The 14,734-nt window shown below is 74.0% G+C and carries 12 protein-coding genes; 5 read left to right on the forward strand and 7 right to left on the reverse strand.

Annotation, left to right across the window (positions count from 1 at the left end; translation table 11 throughout):
• The first annotated feature begins 125 nt into the window (after positions 1-125).
• Entirely contained in the window at positions 126-1,877 is a 1,752-nt protein-coding gene (locus tag ABT247_RS10940) for a SpoIIE family protein phosphatase (protein WP_350741166.1), read from the forward strand.
• Positions 1,878-1,955: 78 nt separating this feature from the next.
• On the opposite strand, the gene ABT247_RS10945 is transcribed toward ABT247_RS10940, so the two are convergent.
• Positions 1,956-3,158, reverse strand: coding sequence for a trans-sulfuration enzyme family protein (locus ABT247_RS10945; RefSeq protein ID WP_350741168.1), 1,203 nt, complete (start codon positions 3,156-3,158; stop codon positions 1,956-1,958).
• A gap of 110 nt (positions 3,159-3,268) precedes the next feature.
• The gene (locus tag ABT247_RS10950; RefSeq protein ID WP_350741170.1) at positions 3,269-3,709 is read right to left on the reverse strand and encodes a hypothetical protein; all 441 of its coding nucleotides are present in this window, start codon (positions 3,707-3,709) and stop codon (positions 3,269-3,271) included.
• 378 nt (positions 3,710-4,087) lie between these two features.
• Here ABT247_RS10950 and ABT247_RS10955 point away from each other — a divergent pair, with 378 nt between their 5' ends.
• A complete protein-coding gene (locus tag ABT247_RS10955; protein ID WP_350741172.1) occupies positions 4,088-5,569 on the forward strand; it encodes an LCP family protein in 1,482 nt (493 codons plus the stop codon).
• Positions 5,570-5,701: 132 nt separating this feature from the next.
• Here ABT247_RS10955 and ABT247_RS10960 read toward each other — a convergent pair whose 3' ends face one another.
• From ABT247_RS10960 to ABT247_RS10975, 4 genes are all read right to left on the reverse strand, one after another.
• Complete coding sequence (locus tag ABT247_RS10960; RefSeq protein WP_350741174.1) at positions 5,702-6,361, reverse strand: double zinc ribbon domain-containing protein; 660 nt, start codon at positions 6,359-6,361, stop codon at positions 5,702-5,704.
• Positions 6,362-6,564: 203 nt separating this feature from the next.
• On the reverse strand, positions 6,565-6,813 hold the full coding sequence (locus ABT247_RS10965; RefSeq protein WP_350741176.1) for a hypothetical protein: 249 nt from the start codon (positions 6,811-6,813) through the stop codon (positions 6,565-6,567).
• Positions 6,814-7,057: 244 nt separating this feature from the next.
• Entirely contained in the window at positions 7,058-8,008 is a 951-nt protein-coding gene (gene lepB, locus ABT247_RS10970; RefSeq protein ID WP_502892428.1) for a signal peptidase I, read from the reverse strand.
• 64 nt (positions 8,009-8,072) lie between these two features.
• Complete coding sequence (locus ABT247_RS10975) at positions 8,073-8,669, reverse strand: helix-turn-helix domain-containing protein (RefSeq protein ID WP_350741180.1); 597 nt, start codon at positions 8,667-8,669, stop codon at positions 8,073-8,075.
• Positions 8,670-8,907: 238 nt separating this feature from the next.
• Between ABT247_RS10975 and ABT247_RS10980 the strand changes: the two genes are divergently transcribed.
• A complete protein-coding gene (locus ABT247_RS10980) occupies positions 8,908-10,281 on the forward strand; it encodes an NAD(P)/FAD-dependent oxidoreductase (RefSeq protein WP_350741182.1) in 1,374 nt (457 codons plus the stop codon).
• A gap of 144 nt (positions 10,282-10,425) precedes the next feature.
• Here ABT247_RS10980 and ABT247_RS10985 read toward each other — a convergent pair whose 3' ends face one another.
• A complete protein-coding gene (locus ABT247_RS10985) occupies positions 10,426-11,346 on the reverse strand; it encodes an ATP-grasp domain-containing protein (RefSeq protein ID WP_350741184.1) in 921 nt (306 codons plus the stop codon).
• A gap of 278 nt (positions 11,347-11,624) precedes the next feature.
• Between ABT247_RS10985 and ABT247_RS10990 the strand changes: the two genes are divergently transcribed.
• A complete protein-coding gene (locus tag ABT247_RS10990) occupies positions 11,625-13,226 on the forward strand; it encodes an ABC-F family ATP-binding cassette domain-containing protein (protein WP_350741186.1) in 1,602 nt (533 codons plus the stop codon).
• A 149-nt stretch (positions 13,227-13,375) separates the two neighbouring features.
• A partial coding sequence (locus ABT247_RS10995) for an aldehyde dehydrogenase family protein (protein ID WP_502892429.1) occupies positions 13,376-14,734 on the forward strand: 1,359 nt, incomplete at its 3' end.

Consider the following 14,734-nt stretch of genomic DNA (forward strand, 5'->3'; position numbering starts at 1 on the left):
CGCCTGCCCGCCTGCCCGCCTGCCCGCCTGCCCGCCTGCCCGCCTGCCCGCCTGCCCGCCTGCCCGCCGGTCACGATTTCACCCACTCCCGGGCGTGCCGCGCGCCGAGGCGTGATCATGGCCGTATGCACTTCCGGCACGACAAGCGAGCCGAGGACCCTCCTCCCGCAGCCCACGACGCCCGGTTTCCCGCGGCGGCAGCCGCGGGGGCCGCCCCTGGTCCCGACGCCGCCGCCGAGGGTGACCGCGCCGATGACGATCCGGACCTGCCGGGCGAGCTGCTCGACGCCGCCCCGGTCGGCCTCGCCCTGCTCGACCGGACGCTGCGGTGGCAGTACCTCAACCCCGCTTTCACCGCCGCCACCGGACTGCACCGCAGCGACCTGCTCGGTCGCACCGCCGGGACGACCGCCTTCGCCGGAGCCACCGCGACCCTGCACCGCGTGCTCGCCGACGGGCAGGACCGCGAACAGGTCACCGGAGGCCCCGAGGGCGCCGGCACCCCCGTCCCGCCCGGCCTCCGGTTGCGCTACCGCCCGCTGCGCCGCGCCGGACGGACCACCGGCGTGATCGTCGCCGTCCTGGCCGCCCCCGACCCGGACCCGGCCCACCCGCGGCTGCGCGAACTCGACCGGGCCCGGGCCCGGCTCGCCCTGCTCGACGCCGCCGCGGAGCGCATCGGCACCACCCTCGACGTCGACACCACCTGTGCCGAACTCGCCGCCTTCGCCGTGCCCGAGTTCGCCGACGTCGCCACCGTCGACGTGGTGCCGGCCGAGACGGAACCCGCCCGCCCCGGCCAGGACCACGGCCGGCGGCTGCACCGCGCCGCCGTACGGGCCGTGCCCGCGCTGTCCGACGCGGTCGCGGAACTGGCCCGCCCCGGTGAGTCCGTCCGCCACCGCGAGGGATCCGCGGCCGCCCGCGGTCTGGCGACCGGCACCGCCGTGCTCGCCGAGCCGGGCGCCGAGGACGCCTGCCCCGCCGGCACCGCCTCGCTGCTCGCCCTCCCGCTCGTCGCCCGGGGCCGCCTGGTCGGACTGCTCACCCTCGGCCGGACCGCCGCCACCCCGGCCTTCATCCCCGACGACGCCGCCCTGCTCGGCGACCTCGCCGCGCGGGCCGCGACCGGCATCGACAACGCCCGCCGCTACGCCCACTCCCAGGGAATCGCCCTGGCCCTGCAGCGCGCCCTGCTGAGCGAACCCGGCAACCCGCACCAGAACCTCTCGCTCGCCTCCCGCTACCTGCCCTCCGGCAGCGCCACGGTCGTCGGCGGCGACTGGTACGAGACGGTCCGACTGCCGTTCGGGCGCACCCTGCTCGCGATGGGCGACGTGATGGGCCACGGCGTCGAGGCGGCCGTGGACATGAGCCACTACCGCTCGGCGCTGCGCGACATCGCCGGCATGGACCTGCCCCCGCACCGCATCCTGCGCCAGCTGGACCACGTCATCTCCGCCGACGATTCCGCCCGCCCGGCGACCTGCCTGCTGGTCCTCGCCGATCCCGGCCGCAGCCGCTGGACCCTCTCCAGCGCCGGCCACCTGCCGCCCGCGCTGATCACCCCGGACCACCCCACCGAACTGCTGCGCACCCCCACCGGCCCGCCGCTCGGCACCGGCCTCGGCGGCTACGAGCAGTCCAGCCACCCGCTCGCCCCCGGGCAGACGCTGCTGCTCTACACCGACGGCCTGGTCGAGCGCCGCGGCGAGGACATCGACACCTCCCTGGAGCGCCTGGCCGCCCTCCGCCTCCCCGTCACCGGCGAACTCGACGACCTGCTCGACGCCGTCCTGCACGCCCTCGCCCCGCCCCCGGCGCCCGCCGCCGAGGACGACATCGCCCTGCTCGCCGCCCGCCCCCGGGCCCGCTGATCACGCCGGGCCGGAGGGCCGCCGGGACGGTCGCCGGGGCCGCTGCCCGGACGGCCGACAGCCGCCGGCCGGCAGCCGCTACAGCTTCGCGAGCGCCTGCCGCAGGTCCGTCCACAGGTCCTCCGGGTGTTCGATGCCCACCGAGACCCGGACCGTCCCCGGACCGATGCCCGCCGCCGCCAATCCGGCGTCGGAGAGCTGCCGGTGCGAGGTGCTGGCCGGGTGCAGCACCAGGGTGTGGACGCCCCCGAGCGAGGGGGCCAGTGAGGCCAGCCGTACCGACTCGGTGAAGGCGCGGGCCGCCTCGCGGCCTCCGGACAGGTCGAAGGCCAGGACGCCGCCGTGGCCGGCCGGCAGGAGGCGGCGGGCGAGGTCGTGGTCGGGGTGGGTCGGCAGGCCCGGGTAGTGGACGGCGGAGACCGCCGGGTGGGCGGCCAGACGGGTGGCCAGGTCGAGGGCGGTGTCGCAGTGGCGGCGGACCCGCAGGGCGAGGGTCTGCAGGCCGCGCAGGGTCAGCCAGGCGGCGAACGGGTCGGCGCTGGCGCCCAGTTCGGTCGCGTACTGCCAGACCTCGCGGTGCAGTCCGGCGTCGGCGAAGACGGCGATCCCGGCCAGGACGTCCGAGTGGCCGGCGAGGTACTTGGTGGCTGAGTGGATCACCACGTCCGCGCCGTGCTCGATCGGTCGGCACAGCAGCGGGGTCGCGAAGGTGTTGTCGACGACGCTCACCACACCCGCCCGCTTGGCGGCCGCGATCAGCCCCGGCAGGTCCGTGACCCGGGTGGTGGGGTTGGAGACCGTCTCCAGGTGCAGCAGCCGGGTGTTGGGCCGCAGGGCCGCTTCGACCTCGCCCGGGTCGTCGCCCGTGACGTGCGTCACCTCGACGCCCCACCGCTCCGCGAGGTCGGCCAGCATCGCGAAGGTGCCCCCGTACAGGCTGCGTTGGGCGATCACGTGGCCGCCGGAGCGCAGCAGGGCGAGCAGCACCGTGTTGATCGCCCCCATGCCGGAGGCGGTGGCGATCGCGCCGGCGCCGCCTTCGAGGTCGGCGACGGCGGCTTCCAGCGAGCGCACGGTGGGGTTGCCGAAGCGGTTGTAGAAGAACGCCTCGCTCGGCCCGCTGAAGGCCTCCACGAGCGCGTCACCGCTGTCGAAGGCGAACAGGTGGCCCTGGTGCAGCGGGACGCCGAGCGGGCGGCTGCCGACGACCTCGGTGATCGGCGGATGGACGATCCGGCTCTCCGGGCGGAGGACGCCGGGGTTCGGGTGGGAGTCGCTCATGCGGTCATCGTGGACCGGGCCGTCGCCGACCGGAAAGGGCCAATCACAGCGAAGTGGCCCTGGTCCGACGCCCGTGGGCGCCCGGACCAGGGCCACTGCGGCTCGGCCGGTCAGCGGCGGCGGCCGAAGATCCGCTTGGCCAGGTGGACGATGGCCCAGATCAGCAGGATCACGAACAGGATGATCAGGATGACCACCACCAGCAGGAACTTGCCGAGCTTGGCGAAGAAGCCCGACTTCTTCTTCTCCTGCTTGGCCGCGAGGTGCGCCGCCGGGTCGTGCGTCACCGGACCGTGCGCCACCTCACCCTGCGCCACCGCGGCCTGCCCGGCGGAGGCCTGCCCGGCCGGCGCCCCGACCGGGGCCTGCGCGGACGGGCCCTGCGCGGACGGGCCCTGCGCGGACGGGGCCTGCGCGGTGGCAGCGGTCGCGGCCGCGGCGGTCCGGGGTGCGGCCACCGCCGTCCCGCTCGACGCCGCGGCGCTCAAGCCCACGGCAGCCAGCAGTGCCACGAGGGCGCCGGCTATCGAAGGTGCGATCCGGTGAGTCATCGTGCTCCTCGTACGGGTCCGGAGCAGCGGGATGAGCCACGGCCGGCCAACTCTCCTGGCCTGACCAGTGATTTCCTCATCTGCGCTTAGTATGCTCCTCTGACGTTCTACAGCGGTGTAAAAGTTTAGCGACGGGCCCGCCCGGATCGGCTTCGACCCCGGGCCACGCGAATCCACCGCTCCAACGGGGGTTTCGTGGCAACTGTGGAGGATGACGCCGTGTCGGGTCGCAGGGGTTCCCCCGAAACCGAGAATTCACCGAACCGCCCCTCCGGACACCGGGCCGCAGGCCGCAGGGGCACCCCGAACAAGGACATACCGGACGAACGCCGCGCGAGCCGGGCCAAGCCCAAGCGCAGACGGAGCACCAAGGAGAAGGTGCTCTGGGTCACCGCCGGCTGCACCGCCCTCCTTCTGCTCGGCGGCGGCGCCCTCTACTACCGCCTGAACGGCAACATCACCACCTTCGACGGCGACGCCCTCAGCAAGGACCGCCCGGAGGCCGCCGCCCCGGACGCCCAGGGCCGCACCCCGGTGAACGTCCTGATGATCGGCTCCGACAGCCGAGGCAACGGCAACAGCGACCTGGGCGGCGGCGGGGACGCCGGCGCCCGCTCCGACACCGCGATCCTGTTGCACGTCTACGCCGACCACAAGCACGCCGTCGGCATCTCCATCCCCCGCGACTCCCTGGTCACCATCCCGCCGTGCAAGCTCCCGAACGGCAAGTGGACCAAGGAGCAGACCAACGTCATGTTCAACAGCGCCTTCTCGGTGGGCAACACCGAGCAGGGCAATCCGGCCTGCACCCAGAACGCCGTCGAGAAGCTCACCAACCTGCGGGTCGACCACACCATCGTGGTGGACTTCAACGGCTTCGCCACCATGACCAAGGCCGTCGGCGGCGTCGACGTCTGCCTGCCCAACGACATCCACGAGGGGGACCTCAACCCGAACCTCGGCAAGAAGGGCAAGCTGATCTTCTCCAAGGGCGAGCAGAAGGTCGAGGGGCAGGCCGCGCTGGACTACGTCCGGATCCGCCACGGCATCGGCGACGGCTCCGACATCGGCCGCACCAAGCGCCAGCAGGCCTTCCTCTCCTCCCTCATCAAGCAGGTCAAGTCGCAGGGGATGAACCCGACCACCCTGCTGCCGCTGGCCGACGCGGCGACCAAGTCGCTGACCGTCGACCCCGGCCTCGGCTCGGCCGCCCAGCTGATGTCCTTCGCCCTGTCCCTCAAGGACGTGGACCTGCACGACATCAAGTTCATCACCGCGCCGTGGCGGTACGAGGGCCCCCGGGTCGCCCTGGTCCACCCGGACGTGGACCAGCTCTGGGCCGCGCTCAAGGCCGATCGCACCATCGACGGCCAGGACGCCAGCGCCCAGCGCCCGGACGCCCCGGACGCCTCCGCCCCCGGCAGCCCGACCAGCGCGCCGGCCCCGTCCCCCACCGCCGACGCCAGGAACGCCGACATCAAGGTCGCCGTGCTCAACGGCACCGGCGAGTCCGGGCTCGGCGGCAGGGGCGCCGAGACGGTCAAGGGCGCCGGCTACACCGTGACCACCGTCGGCAACGCGACCGGCAAGGCCCGCAGCACCACCGTGGTCGAGTACGGCGCCGGCGAGCGCACCGCCGCGGAGGGCATCGCGAAGCTCTTCCCCGGCGCGACCCTCCAGCCCGGCGGCAAGGGCCTGAGCGTGGTCCTCGGCCACGACTTCGCCGCCGCCAACCCGGCCACCGCCGCGTCCTCGGCTCCCGGCACGAACCCCGCCTCGCCCGCCCCGCTGCCCACCAGCGTCAGCGGCACCGCCCGCTCGGCGGACGACGACCCCTGCGCCAACATCTCCTACGGCTGAGCCGACGGCCTTCGGCCCGGCGACTGCCCGGACACGGCCGCCTCGAGGGGTACGGGGGCGCGTGGACGACGAGGGCGGGGCGCCCCCTGGACCAAGGTCAGGGGGCGCCCCGCCGTCTCCGTCGGAGGGCGTTCAGCGCCTGGTCCCGCAGGACGGGCAGAACGCCGCCCCCTCCGGTACGTCCTTCTGACACTGCGTGCACTGCACGGGCTGCGCCAGTCTCGACCCGCAGCCCGGGCAGAACGGCGTGCCGTGCGTCTCGGCCTGGCAGTGCGGGCACACCAGTTGTCGCGGCGCCCGGACGTCGAACTTCGCGCCCGACTGCTGCCCCGCCTGGTAGGCGCGGTCCGCCACCATGTCGTTGAGGCCGCGCCGCTGCGCCGCCAGCGCCTCGGCCGCCGTGTCCGGGGCGCAGCTGAGGCACAGGCCCTGGGCCGGGTCGAAGCAGCGGCCGCAGACGTAGTGGGTGCACCGGGCGCAGCGGTTGAAGTGCGTCCGGGCGTTCTCGATCGCGCGCTGGAAGGCCGCGTCGCGCGAGCCGCCCCAGGTCTGGCCGGCCAGACCGTCGGCGGCGCTGCTGATGGTGTTGGCGTTCCCGCCGATGAGGTTCCAGGCCGCGCTGACGCCCTTGCCGATCCAGCCCGCCACCTGACCGGTGGTGAACCGCTCGAACGGCGAGCGCCAGGTGTCGGAGCAGCGGTAGCAGTAGAACTCGAACTGGAAGCCCGCGCCGGTCCCGTGCTGCTCGCTGAGGTCGCGGTAGTTGCTGCTGAAGTAGATCTCGGAACTCACGTCGTCCCCGGTTGCTGGTGTGGCCTGTTCGGCGGTCGATCCCAGGGACGACAGGGGTCCTGGATCGGTTCCGCCGAGGATCGCGCCTGCCGTCCGGGGTCTTTCCGGTCCGCCCTCCGGGGCGCCGGTCCGCCGCCCCGGAGCCCCGGGTCCGCCGTCCCCCAGGCCACCGGTCCGCCGTCCGGAGACCCCGGTCCGCCGTCTCAGAGGCCCGAATCCGGCAGCAGCCGGACCCGCTCGGGATCGAACGGCCGCCAACCGGCCGGCTGCCCGCTGCGGCTGACCCGCAGTCGGCACCACTGCCGCCCGGTCGGATCCTGCCACCAGCCGCTGATCCGGCCGAGCGCCCAGTCGCCGTCGCCGAGGTCGACCTCGACCGGCTGGTGGACCCACCGGACGTCGGTGTCGGCCGGGTCCACGGCAGGTGCGGTGCTGTGCCGGCCTTCGCTCACGATCCCGCCTCCCGCCTCCCGCCCGTACGAACCGCCCCGGCCCGTACGAACCGTTCCGGCCGTACCCCGGCCCGCCCCGATGTGGTCCGATCCGCCGCGTACCGGGCGCGGCCCGTCGCGACCCGAGCCCGGACCTGCCACTCACCGGCCGTCTACCGGGCGCGGTCGGTAGCGGCCCGTCGCCGGAACTCTACAGCCGCGTAGAGCACGGCGGGTGGAGTTCCGGCGAAGCCCGTAGCCCGCCTCAACCCGTCCGGCGCGCGGCCCGGCGACGGCGCCACAGCGCGACCGGGACGACGCCGGCGAGCGCGAGCGCGGCCGGTGCCGGGGGTGCCTCCGCCGGAGCGCCCGCAGCCCCCGAGGGCACCTTGTCGAAGGTGTCCGGGACGGGCAGGGCGGACCAGTCGGAGATCGGCCACGCCACCACGAAGGCCCGGCCGACCACGTCGTCCACCGGGACGAAGCCGTCCCCGGTCAGGTTCTGGTGCGGCCGGGAGTCCCGTGAGTTGTTGCGGTGGTCGCCCATCACCCAGAGCTTGCCCTTGGGCACGGTGACGGTGCCGACCGGGTCGTTGTCGCAGGGCGTCGCGCCCGGGAACAGGTAGGGCTCGTCCAGTGCGGCGCCGTTCACCTTCACCGGGCTGCCCGCGTTGCACTCGACGGTGTCCCCGCCGACCGCGATGACCCGTTTGATCAGGTCCTTCTCGTCCGCCGAGGGCATCAGCCCGACGGTGCTCAGCACCTTCTGCACGGTGTCCGAGAACCCGCCGTCATGGGTCGGCGTGCCCTCCAGCCAGCCGCCCGGGTCGTGGAAGACCACCACCTCGCCGCGCTCCGGCTCGGCACCGAACCACGGGGTGAGCTTGTCCACCAGCACCCGGTCGCCGACCTGGAGGGTGTTCTCCATCGAGCCGGAGGGGATGGAGAAGGCCTGCACGAAGAAGGTCTTGATGCCGAGTGAGAGCAGCAGGGCGATCACCAGCAGGATCGGCAGCTCCTGCCAGAACGGACGCTTCTTCCGCGCGGGCGTCGCACCCGGCTCCGCCTCGTTCACGCCTGCCGCCCCGCCCGCCGTGTCCGCCTCGTGAGTCCCTGGAGCGCCGGCAGCCCCGGTCGGTCCGGCCGGTTCGTCCGGCTCCACCCGCTCCTTCGCCCCACCGCTGTCGTCGGACTCCGTGCTCTGCTGCACACTCATTCCTCGGCCCCTCCCGACGGCCTGGCGGGAGCCCGAAGTGGAAGCCCCCTGCCAGGGAACGAACCTACCGAACAGAGGTTCCCGGGCGCGCCCTGACGTGGATGCGCTCACCCTGGGGGCCGAACAGGCTGAGGAACTCCACCGGCTGCGAACCGGCGTTGCCGAAGGCGTGCGGGGTACGGGTGTCGAACTCGGCGGCCTCACCGGCCGTCAGCACCAGGTCGTGCGTGCCGAGTACCAGCCTCAGCTTCCCGGAGAGCACGTAGAGCCACTCGTAGCCCTCGTGGACCTTCAGTTCCAACTCGGGGGCCGTGTTCCGGCCCGGCGGCATGATCTGCTTGAACGCGTGCAATCCGCCGAGGTGGCGGGTGAGCGGGACGATGGTCTGGCCGTTCCTGGTGACCGGGCGCGGGTGGATCCGAGGGTCGCCGGTGGCCGGGGCGCCGACCAGTTCGTCCAGCGGCACCCGGTACTCCCGGGCCAGCGGCAGCAGCAGTTCCAGCGTCGGCTTGCGCTGCCCGGACTCCAGCCGGGACAGCGTGCTCAGCGAAATGCCGGTCGCGGCCGCCAGCTTGGCGAGCGTGGTGCCGCGCTCGCGGCGCAGGGCCCGCAGCCGGGGGCCCACCGTGGTCAGGACGTTCTCGAACTCTTCGTCGGCCATGGCTGCCATTCGCCAGGACGGCAAGGGCGTTTGTCAATCCGGCACACCGTGGATCCCTCCGCGCCCGCGCCCTCCCACGGGGGTGCGGCACCGGGAGCCACGCAACGAGGCTTCCCCGACCATCCGTCAACAGGCTGGTGCGGTAGAGACGTTCAGTCGGCCGAAACGGTCACGGACCGCTTCCGGTGGCGCACGATCGGACGCGGACACCCCGGCGACCACCACTACGCTACGTGCCATGACTTCTTCGGAGACGGCCCCCGGGCGGGGCACTGCGGTGGTGATCGGCGGCGGTCTGGCCGGGGTGGTGGCGGCCTGGGCGCTGCGGGATTGCGCCGAGCGGATCATCGTGGTGGAGCGGGACCGCTACCCGGAGGAGCCGACGTTCCGGGCCGGGGTGCCGCAGGGCCGCCACGCGCACCTGGTGCTGGAGGCCGGGCATCGGGCGATGGAGGAGCTGATGCCCGGGATCAAGCAGGAACTGCTGGCCGCGGGCGCGCACCGGGTCGCCGCGTCGGGCGATCTCAAGTGGCTCAGCTCGGCCGGGTGGATGGCCGACTACCCCGCCCGGCTGGCCTTCCTCTCCTGCACCCGACCGGTGCTGGACAAGGCGATCCTGGACCGGGCCCGCACCGAGCCCACGATCCGGTTCCTGGAGGGCACCGACGTCGTCGGGCTGCTGGGTTCGGCGCGGGCGGTGACCGGGGTCAGGATCCGCGAACGCGGCGCGACGCCGTCCTCCGAACACAGCGCGTCGCCGTCCTCCGAGCGCGGCGAGGTCCGGGACGTTCCGGCCGAGTTGGTGGTCGACGCGTCCGGCCGTTCGACCTCCGTCCCGAAGTGGCTCGCCGAACTCGGGTGCCGGCCGGTGCCCGAGGAGCGGGTGGACGCCGGCGTCGCGTACTCCTCCCGGCTGTTCCACCGCCCGCCCGGCGCCGACCTCGGCTGCCAGGCCGTCTACCTGCAGACCAAGGCGCCGGACGAGCCCCGGATGGGCGTGCTGCTACCGGTCGAGGGCGACCGCTGGATCGTCAGCCTGGCGGGGATGCGCGGCGCCGAACCCGGGCCCGGCGAGGAGGGTTTCACCGAGCACCTGGGCCGACTGCGCGACCCGAGCCTGCGCGACGCGCTGCTGGGCGCCGAACCGGCGGGCGAGGTCCGCGGCTTCCTGCCCGGTCCGGGCGTGCGCCGGCACTACGAGCGCGGCGCCCCGGAGGGCCTGGTGGTCGTCGGCGACGCCGCGAGCACCTTCAACCCGGTGTACGGCCAGGGAGTGACGGTGTCGCTGTTCTGTGCCCAGGCGCTGCGCCGCACCGCGCTGCGGCACGGCGGCGTGGGGCACGCGACGGCCCGCGACGCCCGGCGGGAGATCGCGGTGGTGTCCAAGAACGCGTGGGTGATGTCCTGCGCCGAGGACGTCCGGTTCGCCGCCACCACCGGCGGGCCCTCCGGTGCGCTCGTCAAGCTCCAGCACCGCTTCCTGGACCGGGTGCTGGCCACGGCGACCCGCAACCCGGAGGTCACCGAGGCCTTCCACGAGGTGCTCTCCCTGGTGTCGCCGCCCTCCCTGCTCTTCCGGCCCTCGGTGCTGGCCTCGGTCCTGCGCGGCTGACGGCTGACGGCTGACGGCTGACGGCTGACGGCTGACGGCTGACGGCTGACGGCAGCGGAACCGGCGGCCGTGAACCGCCGGTTCCCAGCCGCCGGTTACCGGGCGTCGGGCATCAGGCATCGGGGCGGACGGCTCCCGTCCCGCTCACCCCGCGAGGTGCGCGGCGACGTAAGGCAGCGCGATCTGCTCCAGGGCGTACGGCCCGAAGGCCGGGTGGACGTTGGCCTCGAACACCACCCCGCCACTCTCGGCGGCGAGGTCGACGCCCGCCAGCTCCAGTCCGAGGGAGCCCGCCGCGCTGATCGCCAACTCGGCAAGGCCGTCCGGGAGTTCCGCGACGTCCAGCAGGGTCGAGACGGCTCCCCGGCACTCGTTGCAGGGCGCGTCCGGGTCCGCCTGGACGTGCTCGACCGCGCGGACCACCTCACCGCGCAGCACCACCACGCGGTACTGGTGGCGCCGGCCGTCCGGGAGGAAGTTGCCGGCGTCGCGGGCGATCAGCCAGTCCACCCCCGCCTCGGCGTAGCGGCGGGCGGCGACCTCGAGTTGGCCCGGGGTGGTCACGTGGAAGACGTCCTCGCCGCCCATGCCGACGCAGGGCCGCGCCCAGACGTCACCGCCGAGCCGCTCGAAGGCCGCGGCAGCGGTCTCGGGGCTCGCCCCGGACAGCACGGCGCTGGGCATCTGCGCGACGCCGTCCCGGGCGAAGCGCGCGACGGTCAGGTCCTTCTCGGTGGCCGCCCGCCACGCCTCGGGGTCGGCCCCGAGGGAGCGGACGCCGAGCGCGCGCAGCCTCCGCTGGCAGTCGGCGAAGGCACGGCGGCGGTGGGGCGGTATCTCGTACACGACCACCGCCCCGGCGGTGACGCTCCGCCCGTCCGCCGTGAGCCGGACCCGTCCTTCGCCGTCGGCCTCGATCCGCCCGCTCCCGCCCGCCATGAAGTGCCGGGCGTCGAGGTGGACGGGCTCGCCGCCGGTCAGTGTCCGCACCGCGGTGGCGAGGACGTCCCGGCTGCCCTCGGTCGAGCTGTGATCGGTCAGGAGAACGAGGTCACGTCTGCTCATGCGGCCATCGAAGCGGCCCCGCGGACTCCCGGACAAGACGACCCCGCGCGCCACTCTGACCGAAACCGCACACCGGTGGCCGCGAACCCGCCCGGCGCGGGCGGCACCGCTCGCGCCACGTCCGGTGCGGAGGACCGAGCGCCGCCACCGGTAATTCGAGTGCGGTCGTTCCACCCGGTCGCTAGGGTGGCCCCCATGTCGACGCCCCGAATTTCCTAGCTGACGGACCCGCCTCCACGCCACCCGTGTGTCCATCAGCTGTTTCGGAGCGTTATCCCGTGATCACCACTCGTGGTGTCGACGTGCGCGTCGGCGCCCGCCTCCTGCTGTCCGACGTCACCCTGCACGTCGCCCCCGGCGACCGGATCGGCCTGGTCGGCCGCAACGGCGCCGGCAAGACCACCCTGCTCGCCACCCTCGCCGGCCACCTCCAGCCGGCCGCGGGCACGGTCACCCGCACCGGCCCGGTCGGCTACCTCCCGCAGGACTCCCGCGCCGCCGACCCGACGGTCACCGTCACCGACCGCATCCTGTCCGCCCGAGGCCTCGACACCGCCGTCCGCGCGCTGCGCGCCGCGGAGCAGGCGATGGCGCGGGCCGGCTCCCCGGCGGAGGAACGCCGGGCGATGGACGCCTACAGCCGGGCCGAGGCCCGGTTCCAGTCCAGGGGCGGCTACGCCGCCGAGGCCGAGGCCGCCCGGGTCGCCGCCGGGCTGGGACTACCCTCCGGCCTGATGGACTCCCCCGTCGGACCGCTCTCCGGCGGACAGCGTCGCCGGGTGGAACTGGCCCGCATCCTGTTCGGCGACCAGGGCACCCTGCTGCTCGACGAGCCCACCAACCACCTGGACGCCGACTCGGTCGCCTGGCTGCGCGGCTTCCTCGCCGCCCACCAGGGCGGGCTGGTACTGATCAGCCACGACCTGGAGCTGGTGGAGGAGACCGTCAACCGGGTGTTCCACCTGGACCCGGCCCGCGCCGCCCTCGACATCCACAACACCGGCTGGCGGTCCTACCTCACCCAGCGCGCGGCCGACGAGCGCCGCCGCGCCCGGGAGCGGGCCAACGCCGAGCGCAAGGCCGCCGCCCTGCACGCCCAGGCCGACCGGATGCGGGCCAACGTGGCGACCGCGACCACCGCCCGCAGCATGGCCCGCCGCGCCGACCGGATGCTGGCCGGGCTGGAACCCGTCCGGCAGGCCGAGCGCACCGCCCGCGTCCGGCTCCCCGAGCCGGCGCCCTGCGGCCGGACGCCGCTCGGCGCGATCAGCCTGGCCAAGGCCTACGGCGGCCGGGCGGTGCTGGCCGGTGTGGACCTCGCCGTCGACCGCGGCAGCCGGCTCGTCGTCCTCGGCCCCAACGGCGCGGGCAAGACGACGCTGCTGCTGATGCTGGCCGGTCACGAGACCCCGGACGCCGGCCGCGTCGTCGCCGGTCCGGGCCTGCGGCTCGGCTACTTCGCCCAGGAGCACGACACCCTGGACCCGGCGCTGAGCGCGCTCGGCAACCTCGCCGCGGCCGCTCCCGACCTCACCGACGGCGAACTGCGCCACGTGCTCGGCGCGTTCCTCTTCCGCGGCGACGACGCCGGCAAACCGGCCGGCGTCCTCTCCGGCGGCGAGAAGACCCGCCTCGCCCTGGCCACCCTGGTGCACTCCGGCGCCAACGTGCTGCTCCTGGACGAGCCCACCAACAACCTCGACCCGGCCTCCCGCTCGGAGGTGCTGGCCGCGGTCGGCAGCTACCCGGGGGCGATCGTGATGGTCACCCACGACCCGGGCGCGATCCAGGCGCTGCGCCCGGACCGCGTCCTGCTGCTGCCGGAGGGCGACGAGGACCTCTGGCACGACACGTACCTGGACCTGGTCACGCGGGCCTGACACCGGAGGACCGTTCGTTCCGCGCCCGGCAGGAGCCGCCAGAAATGATTGACAAACTCAACCTTTCACCCCTAGAGTCGAGAATTGCTTCAGGTAGTGAAAGTTCCATGTGCGAAGCACCCCCACCTCCTCAAGACCGCGAGATCCTCATGCACGACAGCATCCCTTCTGTGGTCGCCCGACTGCGGGCCGAATTCACCACCGGCCGGACCAGGCCGCTCGCCTGGCGCCTGGACAAGCTGGCCGCCCTGCGCACCCTGCTCACCGAACAGGCCGAGGTGTTCCAGCAGGCCCTGCACGCCGACCTCGGCAAGAGCGCCGCGGAGGCGCACCGCACCGAGATCGGGTTCACGATCAACGAACTCGACCACACGGTGGCGCACCTGGCGGACTGGCTGCAGCCCAGGGCCGCCGCGGTGCCGGAGGTCTTCCGCCCCGCCGAGGCCCGGGTCGTCCGCGACCCGCTGGGCGTGGTGCTGATCATCGCGCCCTGGAACTACCCGCTCCAGCTCGCCCTGGCCCCGCTGGTGGGCGCCCTGGCCGCCGGGAACACCGCCCTCGTCAAGCCCAGCGAGCTCGCCCCGGCGACCTCGGCGGCCATCGCCGAACTGCTGCCCCGCTACCTCGGCGAGGAGGCGGTCGCGGTCGTCGAAGGCGCCGTCCCGGAGACCACCGCCCTGCTCGAGCAGCACTTCGACCACATCTTCTACACCGGCAACGGCACGGTCGGGCGGATCGTGATGGCCGCCGCCGCGAAGCACCTGACGCCGGTCACCCTGGAGCTCGGCGGCAAGAGCCCCGTCGTGGTCGAACCCGGTGCCGACCTGGCCGTCACCGCCCGGCGGATCGCGCGCGGCAAGTTCCTCAACGCCGGCCAGACCTGCGTCGCCCCCGACTACGTCCTCGCGATCGGCGACACCGCGGCCGGCCTGGAGAAGGAACTCGCCGACGCGGTGACCGAGTTGTTCGGTCAGAACCCGGCCGAGAGCGCCGAGTACGGACGGATCGTCAACGAGCGCCACTTCGACCGGCTCACCGCCCTGCTCGACGGCGGACGGACCGTCATCGGCGGCGAGCACGACCGCACCGAGCGCTACCTCGCCCCGACCGTCCTCGCCGACGTCCCGGCCACCGCCCCGGTGATGCAGGCCGAGATCTTCGGCCCGATCCTGCCTGTCCTGGCCGTCCCGGACCTCGACGCCGCGATCGCGTTCATCAACGAGCGCGACAAGCCACTCGCCCTCTACGCCTTCACGGAGTCCGCCGACACCAAGCGGCGCCTGACCGAGGAGACCTCCTCCGGCGCCCTGACCTTCGGCTTCCCGGTCTCGCACCTGGCGATGCCCGAACTGCCCTTCGGCGGCGTCGGCGAGAGCGGCATGGGCCGCTACCACGGCGAGTACTCGATCGACACCGGACCCGCGCCGCCGGTACGTCGCGGGGATGTCCTCGGGCGTGCTGTACGTGCTGGTGGGCAGCTTCGGCGGGGTGCTGGTGAGCCTGTTCAC

The sequence above is a fragment of the Kitasatospora sp. NPDC001539 genome (assembly GCF_040298565.1).
Taxonomy (GTDB): domain Bacteria; phylum Actinomycetota; class Actinomycetes; order Streptomycetales; family Streptomycetaceae; genus Kitasatospora.